Genomic DNA, 17,347 nt, shown 5'->3' with positions numbered 1-17,347 from the left:
AAAAGGTTTCAGGCAGCCCAATACGCCATTTTGGCACGTTTATGCTGCATTGCAAAATATTGATACAAACGGCGCTTATTGTAATCAATGGCGGCCGTTTTGCCCATATCTACCGGTGCTTTTATGTGTTGCTGCCTGCCCATGGCACGGCGGGCGCCACCAAGCGTTTAAGCTCGGTGTCGATATGGCCGAAGCGCTCGCTGTGTTGGTTCCAATCTTGGCTGGCGGTTTCAATATCGGCCTTGTTGGCGGCAACAAAATTCCACCAAATCACCGGCTCGAAATCCAGCGGCTCGCCGCCAATCAGCATGATGTGGGTGTCGGCCTCGGTGTGGATGGCCAGCTCGCGCTGCCCCGGTGCAATATAGGCCAGCTCATCGGCACCAAAGGTTTCCTCATCCAGTTTCAGGCAGCCTTTTAATACCAAAAAGCCGTATTCAAAAGCCGGGTTGAGGCTTAATACTCGCGCACCGGCACTGGCGATTTTTAAATCCACACCCACAATCGGTGAATATTGCTGCGTGGGCGCGGTGTGGCCGCCAAAACTGCCGGTGGTGAGCACATAGTCGACGCCGCCTGCCGACCACATTGGCAGCTCGGGGTAGTTTTGAAAAGCCGGGGCGATGGTTTGATCTTTGGGCAAGGCAATCCACAATTGCACCGCGTGCAGCTCACGGCTGTGCGGCGGGGTTTGCTCGGTGTGGCTGATGCCGCTGCCCGCGGTCATCAGATTAACCTGATTGCCTTTAATCAGCATTTCATTGCCCAAGCTGTCTTTGTGCAGCACTTCGCCCGCCAGCATCCAGGTAAAGGTTTGCAGATTAATGTGCGGATGGCTGCCCACCTGCAAACCGGGCTCGCCCGGTGCAAACACGCTGGGGCCAGCGTGATCCAGAAAACACCATGCGCCGATGGTGCGTTTTTTGGCCTGCGGCAACAGCCGCGCCACAGGGATGCCGCCCACGTCTTTGGTGTGGGCGGTGAGTTTGAGTATTGAGTCAGCCATAAACAAGCTCCGATTTTTGCAATATTGACCTGAAGTTACGCAGTTGTGTATCAAGGCTGCCTGAAACGTATATATACGACTGCGGTACGGCAGCGATCATTTAATCCACCAACCAAGCATCCAGCGCCTGCACAAACCGGTTTAACAATGCCAATGCACGCGCATCGGTGAGCTGCCCTTGTTCGTCCAGCGCATCAAAGGCGCGGCTGAGGTAGACTTCCGGCGCCACCAATACCGACACGCCCAGCGCCTGCAAAATCTGACGCAAATGCAATCCGGCCGACAAACCGCCGTAAACGCCGGGCGAAGCAGTTACCACCGCCGCTTTTTTGCCGGCCCACACGCCACGCCCGGCCGGGCGCGAGGCAATATCCAAGATATTTTTTACCGCCGCCGGTACGCTGCGGTTGTGCTCGGGGCTCACCACCAACACCACATCCGCCGCCGCAATTTGCCCGCGCACGCGCTCATAGGCTTCAATCGGCTCGGCGTCTAAATCCTGATTATACAAAGGCAGGTCGCCGATTTCGATTTCACTGATTTGCCAGCGCTGCGGCGCCACGCCGGTGATATAGTCGGCCACTTTGCGGTTTATCGAATCGCGGCGCAGGCTGCCCACAATCAAGGCGATGTGTCGGACATGGTGCGGCATGGTGTTCTCCTTATCATTATTGCCATTAGCGCTTGTTGATGCGCTGAAGCGGCTCAATAAAAAATTGCAAACAGGCTTTTATCACTTGTTAACCCGTTTTTCAGGTAGCCTGAATTTATACCAATTCTAAAAAATAAGATAACAAGGCGGCGAGCCGCAGACAGTACAAGTAGTAAGGCAAGGCGAGCCAACGCAGTTAGGTTATTTTTTAGGATTGGTATTATTTTTTCGCGGCCTCAATCTGAATATTCAGCTTCACATTTTTGCTCATGCCCATATTCACCAGATAATTCATGCCCCATTGGGTGCGGTCTAGCGTGGTTTCAAAATCGCCGCCGCACACCGGCTTTTGCAAAATCGGGCTTTGATAGCAATTGAACTTGGTGGCGGTAAGGCTGAGTGGACGGGTTTGCCCCAGTAAAGTTAAAAAGCCATCCACACGGCTCACTTTGCCATCGGCAAAATGCCATTGTTTCGATACAAAACGCATCACCGGATATTCGGCGGCATTGAATAAATCGGCGCTTTTCAAATGGGTATCGAAGCGGCTGTTGCCGCTATTTAAGCTGCTCACCGGAATGGTGATATCGACAAAGCCGGTTTGCGCCGCCGCATCGTATTTCACCGTGCCGGTGAGGTTGTAAAAGCCGCCGTGGTTGGTGCTGGTGCCGAAATGGTCGATGGCAAAGCGGGCATTGGCGTGTGCCGGGTCGATGGTGTATTCATCGGCCAATGCAGTGGTGGCCAGCAGCAGCAAGGCCATTGTAGTGGTGGTTTTAAGCATCATGGCTTATCCTTTCCTAATCAATCAGCGGCGCAAATCCTGATAAGCACCTTTGTTTTCCACTTGGGTATAGCCTTTATTTTGCAAAATCTTTTGCGCCTGGCCGGAGCGGTTGCCGCTGCGGCAATACAGCATCAGCGGCGTGTTTTTATCCGCCGCCACGCTGCCAATGCGCGCCTCGATTTCATTCAGCGGGATATTGATGGCGCCGGGCAAATGACCTTGGGCATATTCCGCCGGGGTGCGCACATCAATCCAGATGGGCGCGGCCACGGCTTGGGTGGTGGGTGTAGCCGGTGCGGCCATCAGCGGCATCGCTGTGGCCAGCAGCAAGGCGCAGAATGTGGTTTTAATCTGTTGGCGGGTGGTTTGGTGCATCATGTTCATTCCCATCACATAAATCAAGGTGCCTATTATGAATGCCGCAGCCCGCCAGCACAAGCCAATGGCCAAATCGTTTACAATGGCTGCCTGAACGCCACCTGCCCGCCTTGCCATGACTCCGGAAACCCAAAAACAGCTCGGCATTACCGAAGCCAGCGCCAAAAAACTGGCCAAGCTGCACATCCACACCTTGTGGGATTTGGTGCTGCACCTGCCGCTGCGCTACGAAGACGAAACCCACATCACCCCGATTGCCGATGCGCCGCTGGCCACACCGGTGCAAATCGAAGCCGAAGTGGTTCATCAAGAAGTGCAATTCCGCCCACGCAAGCAATTGCTCGTAAAAGTAGAAGACGCTGCAGGCAGCCTATTGTTTTTGCGCTTTATCCATTTTTATCCCAGCCAACAAAAACAACTGGCGGTGGGCAACCGCATCCGCGCCTTGGGCGAAATCAAACACGGCTTTTTCGGCAATGAAATGATTCACCCCAAAATCCGCAGCGCCGATCATCAAGGCCTGGCCGAAAGCCTAACGCCGGTTTACCCCACCGTAAACGGCCTGAATCAGCCCACCTTGCGCCGCCTGATTCAGGCAGCCTTAAACCAATTGCCGCTGCACGACAGCCTGCCCGATGCCTTGCTAAGCCAACTCAAGCTGCCGCATCTGGCCGAAAGCTTGGCCTTATTGCACGCACCGCCGCCGGAATTGAGCGTGCGCGACATCCAAAACGGCGCCCTACCCGCTTGGCAACGGCTGAAATTCGACGAGCTGCTGGCACAGCAATTATCCATGCGGCTGGCGCGGCAAAAACGCCTGAGCGGCAGCGCGGCGCCGATACACGGCAATCAATCGCTCAGCACACCTTTACTGGCCGCACTGCCGTTTGCGCTCACCGCCGCCCAGCAACGCACACTAGCCGAAATCAGCCACGATTTAGCACAGCCACACCCCATGCACCGCCTGCTGCAAGGCGATGTGGGCAGCGGCAAAACCATTGTGGCCGCACTGGCGGCGCTGGCCGCCATTGAAGCCGGTTTTCAAGTAGCCGTGATGGCGCCCACCGAAATACTGGCCGAGCAACATTATCTGAAGTTCAGCCAATGGCTGGCGCCTTTGGGTGTGAACATCGCCTGGCTTTCAGGCAGCCTGAAAAAGCGCGCCAAAGACGCCGCCAAAGCCGATATGGCTAACGGCAACACCCAGCTCGCCATCGGCACCCACGCCCTATTTCAAGATGATGTGGCGTTTCACAACTTGGGGCTGGTGATTGTGGACGAACAGCACCGCTTCGGCGTGGCACAGCGGCTGGCGCTGAAAGACAAAGGCGCCGATGTGCATCAGCTAATGATGTCGGCCACCCCGATTCCGCGCACCTTGGCGATGAGTTTTTTTGCCGACCTCGATGTGTCGATAATCGACGAATTGCCGCCGGGGCGCACACCGATTAAAACCAAGCTCGTCAACAACGCCCGCCGTGCAGAAGTAGAAGGCTTTGTGCGCCACACCGTGGCGCAAGGGCGGCAAGTGTATTGGGTGTGCCCCTTAATTGAAGAATCGGAAACCCTGCAACTGCAAACCGCCACCGACACCCATGCCCAGCTTCAGACAGCCTTTGCCGACTTACGCGTAGGCTTGGTACACGGGCGCTTAAAAGCGGCGGAAAAAGCCGCAGTGATGCAGGCGTTTTCTTCAGGCAGCCTGCATATTCTGGTGGCCACCACCGTGATTGAAGTGGGCGTGGATGTGCCCAATGCCAGCTTAATGGTGATTGAACACGCCGAGCGCATGGGGCTGGCGCAACTGCACCAACTGCGCGGGCGCGTGGGGCGCGGTGCCGCCGCCAGCGTGTGCGTGCTGCTGTTTGCCGAGCCTTTATCCGACTTAGCCAAAGCACGGCTGAAAGTGATTTTTGAGCACACCGACGGCTTTGAAATCGCCCGCCAAGACCTCAATATCCGCGGCCCGGGCGAATTTTTAGGCGCCCGCCAAAGCGGCGCGCCCATGCTGCGCTTTGCCAATCTGGAAGAAGACCTGCCCCTTTTAGAAGCCGCCCGCAATCTGGCACCGCAACTGCTGGCACAACAGCCCGAGGTGGTGGAAAAACACCTTAGCCGCTGGCTGGCCAGCCGGGAACATTATTTGGGGGCATGAAGGGGTTTCAGGCAGCCTGAACAGATACCGTAGATTCAATCTCAATAATTCTATAAAAAACCCGCAAGCGGTGGGTTAGGTCACTAAGGCCGTAACCTAACTCTTGCGGGGGTTTCAGTTAGGTTTGGCAACGGCTGCTGTTTGTTGGGTTACGCTCGCGCTAACCCAACGCTTACTCAAAATCCATTAAGAACGGTATTTCAAAACGCACATGGAGAACCCATTAACCCTTTGACTGAAAAGCCTCCACAGCCATGTGTGAGACCAGTCACCTCTGACGAAAAGAAAGCTTGGAAATCAGAAGTAAGATCTCTTACTCATTTCGAGCAGGAGCCATAAATGAATCCATCGTTTATTAGTAAAGACTTGGTTTTCCCTTTGAGTTTAAATTATGTTTCTTGGAATTTTTCAACCCTAACTCTTTCTGGGGAAGAATGGTTTCTTAATTCGGAAAAATCATGGTCGGTTTACAAAGGTGAAGAGTTAATATTTGATGATTGCATTGAAAACGATAAAATTATTTATAAAACTTTAAACGGCCTTTCTTTGTTGCATATAGAAGATTTTTTTATTGATTTACAACAAATAATTAAAATTTATTTTGAGTACGATATATCGATATCTTTTAGTGGAGAAGGTGAGTTTTATGTTGGCAAGAAATAATTTATTGCTACAAATAATATGGTTGATAGTTTAAAGCAGACCGAAAAACTGCCAAGTAACTTCATTATCAAGGCTGAAGCAATTCAACTAGGGTCTGTTCACAATTACTTGTCATAAAGGTAACCACATCACAATGCATCCCAATAAAACCGTACTGTGGAAGTTGCGTTTCAGCTTATCGTAACGGCTGGCAATCGCTCGGAAATGTTTCAAACGGCAAAAGGCATTCTCTACCAAATGCCTGATTTTATATAAATACCAGTCCATGTCTTTATTTTTCTCTTCCCTATTGCTTTTATAGGGAATATTGGCTTTCGCACCGCTTTGCTCTATTTGCTCCCTGAGCCGGTCTGAATCGTAACCTTTGTCCGCATTAACCAACTCAGTTTCGGTAAGGTTGATGTTGTCAAGCAGCTCCGGTGCAACGGTGACATCATGGATATTGCCCGCAGTAACGATAACCTCAACCGGATTGCCTGCAGCATCTACAGCCAGATGAATCTTGCTGGTTCTGCCGCCTCGGCTCATACCGATTGCGTGATCCTCTTGCGCACTGAGCGCTGAGGCTGCGGCGCAGTGTTGGTGAGCACGGATATAACTGCCGTCTATGGCTACCCACTCCAAGTCACTCTCTTGGCTGAGCTGTTTCAAGATTGCAGTAAAAATGCCTTTTTCTGACCAACGGTTATAAGCGGTATAAACAGTATGATATTTGCCGAAATACTCGGGCAAATCCCGCCACGGTATGCCGGTTCTTATTCTGTAAAGTATGCCTTCAAGAATTCTGCGCAAATTGGGTTTGCTATAAATACCCAAATCACGCAGAATAGGTAACAGCTTCGTCCAATGTTCATCTTTGAGTAGTGTACGGGGCATCGCAGGTGTATTGGGGGAGGGTGAGAACTTCCTTTTATGCCTGCGTTTCTTTTTTATTCAAGGGTATGACAAGTAATTGTGAACAGACCCTAGGTTGGAAGTCGTTGATACTTACACTAGGGCCTGTTCACAATTACTTGTCATAAAGGTAACCACATCACAATGCACCCCAATAAAACCGTACTGTGGAAGTTGCGTTTCAGCTTATCGTAACGGCTGGCAATCGCTCGGAAATGTTTCAAACGGCAAAAGGCATTCTCTACCAAATGCCTGATTTTATATAAATACCAGTCCATGTCTTTATTTTTCTCTTCCCTATTTCTTTTATAGGGAATATTGGCTTTCGCACCGCTTTGCTCTATTTGCTCCCTGAGCCGGTCTGAATCGTAACCTTTGTCCGCATTAACCAACTCAGTTTCGGTAAGGTTGATATTGTCAAGCAGCTCCGGTGCAACGGTGACATCATGGATATTGCCCGCAGTAACGATAACCTCAATCGGATTGCCTGCAGCATCTACAGCCAGATGAATCTTGCTGGTTCTGCCGCCTCAGCTCATACCGATTGCGTGATCCTCTTGCGCACTGAGCGCTGAGGCTGCGGCGCAGTGTTGGTGAGCACGGATATAACTGCCGTCTATGGCTACCCACTCCAAGTCACTCTCTTGGCTGAGCTGTTTCAAGATTGCAGTAAAAATGCCTTTTTCTGACCAACGGTTATAAGCGGTATAAACAGTATGATACTTGCCGAAATACTCGGGCAAATCCCGCCACGGTATGCCGGTTCTTATTCTGTGAAGTATGCCTTCAAGAATTCTGCGCAAATTGGGTTTGCTATAAATACCCAAATCACGCAGAATAGGTAACAGCTTCGTCCAATGTTCATCTTTGAGTAGTGTACGGGGCATCGCAGGTGTATTGGGGGGTGTGAGAACTTCCTTTTATGCCTGCGTTTCTTTTTTATTCAAGGGTATGACAAGTAATTGTGAACAGACCCTAATTCCTTTTGTCCAGACACTCTTTGTTTGGTATCCATCATTTACAAAACTTCCTCCAGAGGGGCGGACTGTTTCAACATTTTTGGGCTTGGTTTTGTCGGTATTCTTAATCACCGTTATTTGGATTGGCCTACTTCAACTATTGATTTTTATCCGTAGAAAATGGTCTCTGAGAAAGGGAGTCTCATGAAAATTTCAATATTCAAAATTATAGCTTGCTCTTTCGTACCATTTATCGCCCTACCCGCGTTTGCTGATTTGACCATTATTGAACGGACAGCTGGCCAAGTTGGCAGTAGAGATACCCTACAAGTGGTCGAAAAACCGATAGTACAAAATTACACTTCTTCAGAGATTGAGCAGCTACAACTTGAAAATCTTGTTCTTCGAAATGAAATTACCAGATTGCAGCAAATTCAGGCGGCCACATATCGTGTTCAGCCCTATGCGCAGCCAAATGCTGTTGTTAAGCAAAATACGATAACATTCGGTGTCCGTGGTAATGCTGTCCTAATCAGTGAAGTACAGCTACTTAATTTGGTCAGTCAAATACGTAATGCTAAAGGTGTTACGATTAGAGGTTATACAGATTCAACGGGAACCAGTGCTGTAAATAGGCGCGTAGCAGCACTGCGAGCTGAGTCGTTGAAGAAAAAGTTGGTCGCCAAAGGAATACCTGCATCTAAAATCAAAACGCAAAGTATTTTAGGTAACTATATCGCATCTAATGCGACTGCGGCTGGTCGCGCTAAAAATAGACGGGTGATTATTATATTTCATAATAATTAAATGGTTAGAATATGGGACTGGCTTATCTTAAGACATTAATTCACCACGATTTGTATCACCCTAACGGTTTAATATCGATTATGGGTAGAGTTGCCAAGAAAGCCAATGACATTCCGGCTTACCAAGAACAACTCCAAATTTTACAAGCCGCACTTGAAAATTGGCCAATAAGGTCTTTTAATGGCGAGCAAATGAATTTACACGGTGACCAAATTTGGTTTGATGACAATAGAATTGTTTTGTTGACAGATTTTTGCTTTCAAGAAATGCCATATAGGTTTTTTTGGGTCACGCAGGGATTCCCTAATTTATTAAAGAATCAGATGGGATGCCTTATCCTCATGTTTAGCATTGAGAGCCATGCCGGTAAAAAACATATTTTCCCTGAATGGTTTACTCTATTTGCATTTGAACCTAAGCGAACGGCATTCTATCCACAGCTTGCTTTCCATACTGTGCTCGATGACGTGAATTTCTCACAAATTGATTGGAATGAAGCCGCATTATGTAGAGCACAATTTTATCATCTGCCAACCGAAAGTCAGCTTTATAAGCTACGCCTCGCTAATTGTTTAGTCCCTGAATTTTATGGAGTATCATTACCCCAATTAAAAGAGACCGACTTATGGCAAGCATATTGCATGGTAACGCCAAGACTACGCCTAGAATCAGAAAAGAAATACAAGAGTCTGAAGAGAGCATCGCAGCGTTAGCTAAAAATACAATATTAATTTCAAAACCGTTCTCTACTGGAAACACGCAGATTCGGTCGAAGATAAAAAGTCCGGCCCCAAAACCCGCCCCAGCGTGTTGACCGAATCGGAGCAGCAGGCAATCTGTACCGTCCGGCGACATCTGCGGCTGTCATTGGACGAGCTGTATATCATCTTCAAGCCCAATATTCCAAAGCTGAGCCGCTCCAATCTGCACCGGTGCTTGCAACATCACGGATTGTCGCGCTTACCCAAGAATGAATCCGATGGCCAAAAAGGTAAAAAACATTCAAACAATATCCGGTTGGCTTTGTCCATATCGACATCACCGAGGTGCGTTGTGAAACCGGCAAGCTGTACCTGTTTGTCGCCATCGACCGCAAAACCAAATATGTTTATGCAGAACTTCATCCGCGTATGACGCAGAAAACCGCCGTTTCTTTTCTGCGCAACCTACAACAAGATTGTGTGTTTAAAATCACCCATATCCTAACGGACAACGGTGCGCAGTTTACCTACAACTTGCTGAGCCAAGCACAACGGCCTGATAAGGAGCATCCGTTTGACGAGCTTTGCCGGCATTTGGGCATTGAGCACCGTACCACGAAATTCCGTCATCCATGGACGAACGGGCAGGTGGAGATTACCAACAAGATGCTGAAAGAGGTAACGGTCAAACGCTTCCACTATGAGCATCCTGACGAACTTAAACGGCACTTGATGGTATTTTTGCTGTATTACAACCATCAACGCCCCTTACGGTCGTTGAAGTACAAAACGCCTTGGCAGGCTTTGGAAGATTGCTATAATCTAGAGCCTGAATTGTTTCGTGAAAATCCATTCCAGAAGATTATGGGTCTTAACAATTAATCATATTCACCGTTGATTCTTCAATAATTATCATTATCTTAAACTTTCATTGTATGGGGTCTTATTTTGAGAAATGATAAAATCATCATAGCACTTTCTCACAAAAATCGGCTGGGGTGACAATCTGTGTCCGTCCGATGTGGCCGCGTTGCAATAATCCAGCACGTTTATCACCGGTAATCAAGTAATCCGCATTACTGGCCAATGCCATCGCCAATAAAAAGGCATCATCAGGGTCATCAGTTTCGTGTTCAATCGTTAAGCTCTCCAGAACAATGGCGCGTTGTAAATTATTGAGCATTGTTCCTACCTTAGATGGCTGCAATGCCGCTTTTAGTCTTGGGTATCGACTGGCTCTGCGGATTTCATCCAATTGCAACTGTGAAGTCACAAGCTCATAACATCCAGTACGCCAAGCCCGGTAAATCACATCAGGTTTACCGTGCGGCGAAATCAATGCACTGAATAAAATATTGGTATCTAAGACGACCTTCATTAACTTTGACGCGCCCAATCAAGTGCCTCATCCACCATTGAGGCTAATTCGGTCTCATCGAACTTAATATTAGCCGCTTTGGCTTGTTTGGCCGTCAATTCCAAAATATGTGCCTGCACCGCTTCCTCAATAAAGCGCGACAACTCACCTTTCCTGCCGCGACCTTGGTTGACAAGAAACCTACGTAAATCTTGGTCTGTCGTGGTAGAAACTGCTACATTCCAGCGAGCCATTTCCATAATACATCTCCTTAATTGTGTTTATGTGTTTATGTGTTTATACTCTTAAGTATTGATGTGTGCAATATCTTTGATACCCTTCCTAAAAAAGGGAAGATTACGTTTTAACACATTGATGGCACCGACCATATCTAGTCCTCCCTGAAGAATCCCCACCCTCATGATTTAATTAAACAAACGCTCAAAATCCACTATAATCAACTGCAAGAAACCCCCAATCTACCCCAAAAACCTTGCAGTTATGAAGCCCAAACACACGGACAACCACCCCGACCTATTCCAATTACAGCTGTCCCAAATCATCAACATGAGCCACCCATTGGTTAAACTGGCGCATCAGATTAACTGGGACAGAATCGCCACCCAAATCGACACCGTCTACACCACCGGCCCCGGCCACCCGCCGCTACCCACCCGCCTTTTGGCCGGACTGCATTACCTCAAACACGCCTTTGACGAAAGCGATGAAAGCGTATTGGTACGCTGGCTGGAAAACCCCTACTGGCAATATTTTTGCGGCTACTCATTCCTACAGCACCAACTTCCCCTACACCCCACCTCACTGGTCAAATGGCGCCGGCGGGTAGGAGATAAAGCCGAAGCCCTACTGATTGAAACACTGCGCACAGCCCAAGAAAGCGGTGCCATCCAACCCAGCGAATTTCACCACATCAACGTCGACACCACCGTACAAGAAAAGAACATCACCTTTCCCACAGACGCCAAGCTCTACCACAAAGCCCGGCAAGTATTGGTCAAAGCCGCTCAAGAGCACAATATTCCCTTACGCCAAAGCTATGCGCGCAGCGGCAAGAAAGCCTTCATCCTCAACAACCGCTATCGTCATGCCCGCCAATACAAACGTGCCAACAAAGCCTGCAAAACTTTAAAAAACTACCTTGGCCGCATCATTCGCGAACTGGAACGCAAAGGCAGCCAAACCGATCAAGCCCTACAAAGCCTATTGGATCGCGCCCGACTGATTTACCGACAACAAACCGGCGACACCAACAAAATCTACAGTTGGCATGAAACCGCAGTGCATTGCATCGGCAAAGGCAAAGCACACAAAAAATACGAATTCGGTAATAAAGTTTCCCTCGTCAGCAGCTCGAAGAACAACTGGGTATTGAGTGCCCAAGGATTAGCCAACCCTTACGACGGGCATACACTGGCTGATGCATTGGCACACATGCAGCAAGTGTGTGGGCATAGCCCGCAACATGTCTACTGTGACCAAGGATACCGGGGACATCAACAAAACGGATCGGGCAAGCCTATCATCCATCTGGTCGGTAAGATTCCGAAAACAGCGAGCCGCAGTATGAAAAGATGGATGAAACGCAGAGCAGCAATAGAACCGATAATAGGCCACTTAAAGGCGGATAACCGTATGGGCAGAAACCACCTGAAAGGGAAGCAGGCAACCGTTTGAACCCGATTCTGGCTGCCGCTGCCTACAACCTGCGCAAATTACTGGCGTGGTTGTATTTTTGGCTTATGGGGTGGGTGGGAGAGAGTCGGGAAGAATGGATTCTTCAGGGGTGACTATTGAAATATGCTGCACGTCCGTTATCCGTGTAGTAGGTGTTACCAATACGGTTTAAATCTTCTCGGTAGTTCACATAGTCATACGTGTATGAGTTCACGACAGCTTCTTGGGCATAGGCCGCCAAGGTAGCTGGGGTCACTAGCGGATTATCAGAGGCCGCAGCCTGACAAATAGCTCGATTGTCCGTCGTGGCTATGTATTTGTATTTAGGGAATACCGCCACCCATGTATAAACTACCACACCCACCAATAAAGCCATCAAGGCAACCAATGTCCAAATTCGCTTGTTGCTGCTTTTAGCCTGTAATAAAGCCAGCTTCAGCTCTGCGTTTTCAGCGATAACCTGCTCTAAAGGTGATGTCGGTGGGGTAAGATACTGCTCTACCAAGGCACGTTTCTCTAACTCTTTATCAGAGATATTGCCTTCATGACTATCCTCGTCGGGTTCATCCTGCTTCGCGGAATCGGGCAAATCCTTTTCAAGGTCTTTATCTTCTGCCGACACAACTTTGCTCCTTACTTTACTTTAACTGTTTGGAACTACTCTGCTAAACGAATTTTCCCTGTTTCCGTATCGTAAACACAGGTTAACTCAGAGCCATCCGTAAAAATAACTTGCTCAAAATTTTTAAGCAGTAACAGCGATGTCGTGCCTGCAATGAAAATAATCACAAATATAGCCAGTAATATTTTTCCCGCCCATTCCAATTGAACCAAAATAGCCAGATAACGCCGATAAGTACGTTTATCAAAATTATCTTCTGGCTCCGACCATGTGGTTGATATTGATTCTGTTTCCTGACTTTGCATTATGATAGTCCTCAAAGATGCTTCATTCTAGGGTCTGTTCACAATTACTTGTCATAAAGGTAACCACATCACAATGCACCCCAATAAAACCGTACTGTGGAAGTTACGTTTCAGCTTATCGTAACGGCTGGCAATCGCTCGGAAATGTTTCAAACGGCAAAAGGCATTCTCTACCAAATGCCTGATTTTATATAAATACCAGTCCATGTCTTTATTTTTCTCTTCCCTATTGCTTTTATAGGGAATATTGGCTTTCGCACCGCTTTGCTCTATTTGCTCCCTGAGCCGGTCTGAATCGTAACCTTTGTCCGCATTAACCAACTCAGTTTCGGCAAGGTTGATGTTGTCAAGCAGCTCCGGTGCAACGGTGACATCATGGATATTGCCCGCAGTAACGATAACCTCAACCGGATTGCCTGCAGCATCTACAGCCAAATGAATCTTGCTGGTTCTGCCGCCTCGGCTCATACCGATTGCGTGATCCTCTTGTGCACTGAGCGCTGAGGCGCAGTGTTGGTGGGCACGGATATAACTGCCGTCTATGGCTACCCACTCCAAGTCACTCTCTTGGCTGAGCTGTTTCAAGATTGCAGTAAAAATGCCTTTTTCTGACCAACGGTTATAAGCGGTATAAACAGTATGATACTTGCCGAAATACTCGGGTAAATCCCGCCACGGTATGCCGGTTCTTATTCTGTAAAGTATGCCTTCAAGAATTCTGCGCAAATTGGGTTTGCTATAAATACCCAAATCACGCAGAATAGATAACAGCTTCGTCCAATGTTCATCTTTGAGTAGTGTACGGGGCATCGCAGGTGTATTGGGGGAGGGTGAGAACTTCCTTTTATGCCTGCGTTTCTTTTTTATTCAAGGGTATGACAAGTAATTGTGAACAGACCCTAGACCACTACAACAGTCTCACCCTAAAAGAAACCTTATCCAAGTTCTTAGTGGACATCGAGCCGAATGCAAATCAACCGGATTCATCGCCAGATAACGGTCGTCTTGACTCGCCATCAATCTAACCCTCCTACTTTCAGCAAGCTGTCTTCTGCTGATTGCTTTACGGCACAATTCACCTCACCGCCAACACTGAGCAGCCCGTAGTCCAGTTGCCCTCAAAACTCAAACCAAGGCTAGCCAGAATCACCCTTGCCATTCAGAGCAACAGCCCGAAGAAAATAATGGAATAGATTTTTAGATGCCATAAGGCATACTAATTATATCATAATTTTTCAAAAGCGCCAATAAATTCTTGACATGAATGCAAAAATATGCTATAATATAAATTACTCTAAGGTGATGAAAGGCTTCTCCGTCATGAATCATGAAACCAAAATTGCGCTACTGGCTGAATTCGAACGACCGAAAGTAGTCATGTTTACGCCAGAAGAAATTGCACTCTTAAAAGAAAATTATATTGAAGCTGTCGTAAGCTGCGCTCTTGAGAATGCCGAGCCGGATGAGTTTGGAAAAGTATTAACCATGGAGTGGGTACGCGGTGAGTTGACTGACCAGCAATTTAATTACATTGTAGCTGGATTGGAGCCGGAAGAAACTGCTCGCATTGAGGCTAAAATCGCACGTATGCGTGAATTAGGGCTGAGCTGGAAAGATTTGTGAAATGAGCAACCAGAAATCTTTTAATATAATTGTTTCAAAAAACTTGATGGCAGCAGCAAGAGAATTACAACGCACAAAAGATTTTAGCTATCAAGGACTTCTCAAATTACACGCAAATACTTTCCAAGATAATCCCGAATACCCGCAAGACGTTTCTGCTCAATTACGTATGTACGGACGGGTGCGCAGCCACGATAATGAAGATGACCACGGCTGGAGCAAAAATCGTCCAATTGAGAACTATGGCCATTCGCTTACGGTTTATTCAAATATGAGCCCACAAGACATAGATCGGGCTGATGCAGCCATCAATTTATGTCGACCTGAAAACATGCAAGGCTTATCGATGGATGCAAAAATGGAACATTTGGCCACTGCATATAAAGAATTGGACTATTTGCATTCATTCGGAGATGGTAATAGTCGAGTTAATCGAGCATTCATTAGTAAATTAGCCGAAGCATCTGGTGTCAAAATCGACTGGAATCAGATCAGTCAAACAAAAATGTATGTTGCACGTGATAAAGCCTTGGCTGAATCAGCACTATCTCATCGAAGTGCTGAGTTAGCTTGTATGCAAATGCCAGATGGCCGTTGGGTCGATGAAATTCTGAAAGAAAATTTGACGAATCTGAATCAACAATTCCCTGACGTAACTTTGAAAAGTGTCGTAAAGGCAATCTCTGCGGAAATCAAACAAGAACAACAAAACAAGCTCATTGCTACCACGGCGGCAGTGACGGCCATTGAAAAACAAATTGATAAGGAAATGATGATGGAAAACACCTTAACCGCTAAGAATTTTATCGGGACTCAGCCGGTTGTTTATACATCTGCAAGCAGGACAACTGAACTACAGCAGAATCGTGAAGCTGCTTTTACTGACTATGCCCAACACATTCGAACCATGTTGCTTGACTTCAATAATGAGACTCAGGCCAAAATTGTTGCCTATGTAAATTCACCTAAGCCCAGTATTCAACCTGTTCCAGAAAATCTTTTTGAAGACATCGGCAAAAACGTAGAGACATTACTTCAACGTTATGAGACTGAGCAAATACCCGAACCTAGAATGGAATTTGAAACCAACAAAACCCTCAACAATACTACGCCAGAGCCCACGCCTGATGTTAACTCCCCAGACCCTTGGTGATGCAAAAGGGTAGCGCTACTTTAAATAACGCTACCCTTAAAAAGAATAACCTCTGGATGAATCTCTGGCTTTCTTAGCGGCCTCTTCCGGCGTATTTAATACATCATTAGCCCGCTTCATTGCGGTAAGGTTCGCCGCTTCGATTTCTGGCTTCCATGTTAAACATTGCGCTTTCAATACTTCTTTTTCTTTTCCAGTCATCTGTAGCATCACCGATGCAGCGGAAGGCAATAACTTTTGTTGAGCTTTCACATCTCCTTCTAGTGCATCTAATAGCAAACCCAGCTGTTTTTCAAGATTGAAGAGAACATGAGGCTCGGCCTTCTCAACATGCCTGTTTAAAAGCATATGTAAATTCATTTCTTTGCCGGGCAAAAGCAGCTCAATGACATTCGATTCAAACGGATTAGCAACAATTTGCCGAATTCCCGTGTTATTAAAACTATCATTCCTCTCTAATATTTCCTGTAAGCTCAGACTGTTTCTGTATTCCAATGCTTGCAGTCCGTCTTGGATATAGCTTTGAATTTCGCCAAAACCAGCAAAATAGTTCCTGCTTCGTGTAAGTAAATTCAAATCTCTCGCTGCATACAAATCCCGAATTTTGATGTTGTCCCAGCTAAATGGCAAATTAATAGCTTCTGCTAATTTGCCAATGAATAATCTAATTGTGCGGCTGTTACCGTCTTGAAAGGGATGGAGGAAATCCAAAATTTCGTATGTATTGACCAATGTATCTTTTTTCTGTTGGAGCGAAGCTGATTGCAACCTCTCAATATCAAGGGAAGCTAACCATTCCTCAACCACGGCAAAATCATCTGGTTGCGCGCACGAATAATATGTGTGCACCGTGGTTTTTTCATACGACCGGAGCTTAGTCCACGGACTATATAGTTCAGCTTGAGTACGAAATTCTCCCGGCGAAAATTCAAGATATTCTGCCGGGAGATCAAGAAAAACAGAGGCCACGTCTTCTGCAAACCACGCTTTAGGGAAGTCCTGAAAAATCTTGGCATGAAGCGTTTTTAAATACGCAAGAGAAAATTTTGCTGGCGACTCTTCACTCCCTATCTCTACTATGCGCATAGAGGTGAGTGCCCCCTGATACCGTTCGGCAATTTCAACTGCCTTAAGTTCATTATAGTCACTCATAACTTAACTCTGGTATCTATAATTTAATTCATTCAACTGCTCTTTCAAATCCAATATAGCCGCATGGGTAATTTGATTAGCACATTCTGCCCAATCTATATCGCCTTCAATATATCGAGCATAAACTTTCTTGACATGCTGACCCGGGTCTTGTCCTTCCAAACGAACAATAGCCAACGCTTCACGCACAATCTGATACCGACGCTGCTTTTCTGTAGCTCCTTCAGATGAAGAAACAGACGCCTCTGATTGTCTAAGTTGTTCCATTTCCATAGCGCATTACCCTCGCTTAAATTTAAGCAATTAACCATTATAGCATATTTTTGTATTTATGTCAAGAATTTATTGGCGAGGTTGAAAAGTTATGATATAATTTCAAACGCCTTTTAGACATTTGAAATATCCATTTCATGATTTTCTTCCGGTTGTTGCTCTAAT

19 protein-coding genes and 2 pseudogenes are annotated in these 17,347 nt (G+C 47.0%); 8 read left to right on the top strand and 13 right to left on the bottom strand.

Annotated elements, in window-relative coordinates; translation table 11 throughout:
• Positions 1-121: 121 nt before the first annotated feature.
• The 4 genes from JQU52_RS06510 to JQU52_RS06495 all read right to left on the bottom strand — a co-directional run bounded on the left by JQU52_RS06510 (position 122) and on the right by JQU52_RS06495 (position 2,823).
• Positions 122-1,006, bottom strand: coding sequence for a pirin family protein (locus tag JQU52_RS06510; RefSeq protein ID WP_230340314.1), 885 nt, complete (start codon positions 1,004-1,006; stop codon positions 122-124).
• Between the two features lie 100 nt (positions 1,007-1,106).
• On the bottom strand, positions 1,107-1,658 hold the full coding sequence (locus JQU52_RS06505) for an NADPH-dependent FMN reductase (protein WP_230340313.1): 552 nt from the start codon (positions 1,656-1,658) through the stop codon (positions 1,107-1,109).
• A 220-nt stretch (positions 1,659-1,878) separates the two neighbouring features.
• Entirely contained in the window at positions 1,879-2,442 is a 564-nt protein-coding gene (locus tag JQU52_RS06500; protein WP_230340535.1) for a YceI family protein, read from the bottom strand.
• A gap of 24 nt (positions 2,443-2,466) precedes the next feature.
• The gene (locus JQU52_RS06495) at positions 2,467-2,823 is read right to left on the bottom strand and encodes a rhodanese-like domain-containing protein (RefSeq protein WP_230340312.1); all 357 of its coding nucleotides are present in this window, start codon (positions 2,821-2,823) and stop codon (positions 2,467-2,469) included.
• Positions 2,824-2,938: 115 nt separating this feature from the next.
• Between JQU52_RS06495 and recG the strand changes: the two genes are divergently transcribed.
• Both recG and JQU52_RS06485 read left to right on the top strand, forming a co-directional pair.
• Positions 2,939-4,978, top strand: a complete 2,040-nt coding sequence (recG, locus tag JQU52_RS06490) for an ATP-dependent DNA helicase RecG (protein WP_230340311.1) — start codon at positions 2,939-2,941, stop codon at positions 4,976-4,978.
• Between the two features lie 339 nt (positions 4,979-5,317).
• Complete coding sequence (locus JQU52_RS06485; protein ID WP_230340310.1) at positions 5,318-5,641, top strand: hypothetical protein; 324 nt, start codon at positions 5,318-5,320, stop codon at positions 5,639-5,641.
• Positions 5,642-5,752: 111 nt separating this feature from the next.
• Here the strand turns inward: JQU52_RS06485 and JQU52_RS06480 are convergent, their stop codons facing one another.
• Complete coding sequence (locus tag JQU52_RS06480; RefSeq protein ID WP_230340309.1) at positions 5,753-6,517, bottom strand: IS5 family transposase; 765 nt, start codon at positions 6,515-6,517, stop codon at positions 5,753-5,755.
• 140 nt (positions 6,518-6,657) lie between these two features.
• A pseudogene (locus tag JQU52_RS06475) lies at positions 6,658-7,422 on the bottom strand (IS5 family transposase).
• Between the two features lie 276 nt (positions 7,423-7,698).
• On the opposite strand from JQU52_RS06475, the gene JQU52_RS06470 reads away from it, so the two are divergent.
• The 3 genes from JQU52_RS06470 to JQU52_RS06460 all read left to right on the top strand — a co-directional run bounded on the left by JQU52_RS06470 (position 7,699) and on the right by JQU52_RS06460 (position 9,884).
• Complete coding sequence (locus tag JQU52_RS06470; protein ID WP_230340308.1) at positions 7,699-8,301, top strand: OmpA family protein; 603 nt, start codon at positions 7,699-7,701, stop codon at positions 8,299-8,301.
• A gap of 11 nt (positions 8,302-8,312) precedes the next feature.
• A complete protein-coding gene (locus tag JQU52_RS06465) occupies positions 8,313-9,014 on the top strand; it encodes a hypothetical protein (RefSeq protein ID WP_230340307.1) in 702 nt (233 codons plus the stop codon).
• Positions 9,015-9,332: 318 nt separating this feature from the next.
• Positions 9,333-9,884, top strand: a complete 552-nt coding sequence (locus JQU52_RS06460) for a DDE-type integrase/transposase/recombinase (RefSeq protein WP_328301379.1) — start codon at positions 9,333-9,335, stop codon at positions 9,882-9,884.
• An 85-nt stretch (positions 9,885-9,969) separates the two neighbouring features.
• On the opposite strand, the gene JQU52_RS06455 is transcribed toward JQU52_RS06460, so the two are convergent.
• A complete protein-coding gene (locus tag JQU52_RS06455; RefSeq protein ID WP_230340306.1) occupies positions 9,970-10,380 on the bottom strand; it encodes a putative toxin-antitoxin system toxin component, PIN family in 411 nt (136 codons plus the stop codon).
• On the bottom strand, positions 10,380-10,619 hold the full coding sequence (locus JQU52_RS06450) for a ribbon-helix-helix domain-containing protein (protein ID WP_230340305.1): 240 nt from the start codon (positions 10,617-10,619) through the stop codon (positions 10,380-10,382). The genes JQU52_RS06455 and JQU52_RS06450 overlap by 1 nt, the downstream gene beginning before the upstream one ends.
• A 241-nt stretch (positions 10,620-10,860) precedes the next feature.
• Between JQU52_RS06450 and JQU52_RS06445 the strand changes: the two are divergent.
• Positions 10,861-12,167: pseudogene (locus JQU52_RS06445) on the top strand (IS5 family transposase).
• On the opposite strand, the gene JQU52_RS06440 reads toward JQU52_RS06445, so the two are convergent.
• The 3 genes from JQU52_RS06440 to JQU52_RS06430 are packed head-to-tail and all read right to left on the bottom strand — an operon-like array spanning position 12,158 to position 13,791.
• On the bottom strand, positions 12,158-12,676 hold the full coding sequence (locus JQU52_RS06440) for a DotI/IcmL/TraM family protein (protein WP_230340304.1): 519 nt from the start codon (positions 12,674-12,676) through the stop codon (positions 12,158-12,160). The pseudogene JQU52_RS06445 and the gene JQU52_RS06440 overlap by 10 nt on opposite strands.
• A gap of 35 nt (positions 12,677-12,711) precedes the next feature.
• Positions 12,712-12,981 (bottom strand): hypothetical protein, encoded by a 270-nt coding sequence (locus JQU52_RS06435; protein ID WP_230340303.1) that lies wholly within the window; start codon positions 12,979-12,981, stop codon positions 12,712-12,714.
• 51 nt (positions 12,982-13,032) lie between these two features.
• Positions 13,033-13,791, bottom strand: a complete 759-nt coding sequence (locus JQU52_RS06430) for an IS5 family transposase (protein WP_230338408.1) — start codon at positions 13,789-13,791, stop codon at positions 13,033-13,035.
• A 510-nt stretch (positions 13,792-14,301) separates the two neighbouring features.
• Between JQU52_RS06430 and JQU52_RS06425 the strand changes: the two genes are divergently transcribed.
• The gene (locus JQU52_RS06425; protein WP_230340302.1) at positions 14,302-14,604 is read left to right on the top strand and encodes a hypothetical protein; all 303 of its coding nucleotides are present in this window, start codon (positions 14,302-14,304) and stop codon (positions 14,602-14,604) included.
• Between the two features lies 1 nt (position 14,605).
• Positions 14,606-15,757, top strand: a complete 1,152-nt coding sequence (locus JQU52_RS06420) for a Fic family protein (RefSeq protein ID WP_230340301.1) — start codon at positions 14,606-14,608, stop codon at positions 15,755-15,757.
• A 36-nt stretch (positions 15,758-15,793) separates the two neighbouring features.
• Here JQU52_RS06420 and JQU52_RS06415 read toward each other — a convergent pair whose 3' ends face one another.
• On the bottom strand, positions 15,794-16,909 hold the full coding sequence (locus JQU52_RS06415) for a Fic family protein (protein WP_230340300.1): 1,116 nt from the start codon (positions 16,907-16,909) through the stop codon (positions 15,794-15,796).
• 3 nt (positions 16,910-16,912) lie between these two features.
• Positions 16,913-17,182 carry an antitoxin VbhA family protein gene (locus tag JQU52_RS06410; protein WP_230340299.1) on the bottom strand — a complete coding sequence of 90 codons (270 nt, stop codon included), beginning with the start codon at positions 17,180-17,182 and terminating at the stop codon, positions 16,913-16,915.
• Positions 17,183-17,347: the final 165 nt, after the last annotated feature.

It is taken from the genome of Paralysiella testudinis (assembly GCF_016894345.1).
Classification (GTDB): domain Bacteria; phylum Pseudomonadota; class Gammaproteobacteria; order Burkholderiales; family Neisseriaceae; genus Paralysiella; species Paralysiella testudinis.
This window is presented reverse-complemented; position numbering and strand designations above follow the sequence as displayed.

What these genes read in the sequence shown, in the direction of transcription:
- JQU52_RS06455 (WP_230340306.1), bottom strand. Translation starts at nt 10,380, where the DNA reads ATGAAGGTCGTCTTAGATACCAATATTTTATTCAGTGCATTGATTTCG.
- JQU52_RS06480 (WP_230340309.1), bottom strand. Translation starts at nt 6,517, where the DNA reads ATGCCCCGTACACTACTCAAAGATGAACATTGGACGAAGCTGTTACCT.
- JQU52_RS06510 (WP_230340314.1), bottom strand. Translation starts at nt 1,006, where the DNA reads ATGGCTGACTCAATACTCAAACTCACCGCCCACACCAAAGACGTGGGC.
- JQU52_RS06500 (WP_230340535.1), bottom strand. Translation starts at nt 2,442, where the DNA reads ATGCTTAAAACCACCACTACAATGGCCTTGCTGCTGCTGGCCACCACT.
- JQU52_RS06505 (WP_230340313.1), bottom strand. Translation starts at nt 1,658, where the DNA reads ATGCCGCACCATGTCCGACACATCGCCTTGATTGTGGGCAGCCTGCGC.
- JQU52_RS06410 (WP_230340299.1), bottom strand. Translation starts at nt 17,182, where the DNA reads ATGGAAATGGAACAACTTAGACAATCAGAGGCGTCTGTTTCTTCATCT.
- JQU52_RS06465 (WP_230340307.1), top strand. Translation starts at nt 8,313, where the DNA reads ATGGGACTGGCTTATCTTAAGACATTAATTCACCACGATTTGTATCAC.
- JQU52_RS06470 (WP_230340308.1), top strand. Translation starts at nt 7,699, where the DNA reads ATGAAAATTTCAATATTCAAAATTATAGCTTGCTCTTTCGTACCATTT.
- JQU52_RS06420 (WP_230340301.1), top strand. Translation starts at nt 14,606, where the DNA reads ATGAGCAACCAGAAATCTTTTAATATAATTGTTTCAAAAAACTTGATG.
- JQU52_RS06430 (WP_230338408.1), bottom strand. Translation starts at nt 13,791, where the DNA reads ATGCCCCGTACACTACTCAAAGATGAACATTGGACGAAGCTGTTATCT.
- recG (WP_230340311.1), top strand. Translation starts at nt 2,939, where the DNA reads ATGACTCCGGAAACCCAAAAACAGCTCGGCATTACCGAAGCCAGCGCC.
- JQU52_RS06450 (WP_230340305.1), bottom strand. Translation starts at nt 10,619, where the DNA reads ATGGAAATGGCTCGCTGGAATGTAGCAGTTTCTACCACGACAGACCAA.
- JQU52_RS06425 (WP_230340302.1), top strand. Translation starts at nt 14,302, where the DNA reads ATGAATCATGAAACCAAAATTGCGCTACTGGCTGAATTCGAACGACCG.
- JQU52_RS06415 (WP_230340300.1), bottom strand. Translation starts at nt 16,909, where the DNA reads ATGAGTGACTATAATGAACTTAAGGCAGTTGAAATTGCCGAACGGTAT.
- JQU52_RS06495 (WP_230340312.1), bottom strand. Translation starts at nt 2,823, where the DNA reads ATGATGCACCAAACCACCCGCCAACAGATTAAAACCACATTCTGCGCC.
- JQU52_RS06485 (WP_230340310.1), top strand. Translation starts at nt 5,318, where the DNA reads ATGAATCCATCGTTTATTAGTAAAGACTTGGTTTTCCCTTTGAGTTTA.
- JQU52_RS06435 (WP_230340303.1), bottom strand. Translation starts at nt 12,981, where the DNA reads ATGCAAAGTCAGGAAACAGAATCAATATCAACCACATGGTCGGAGCCA.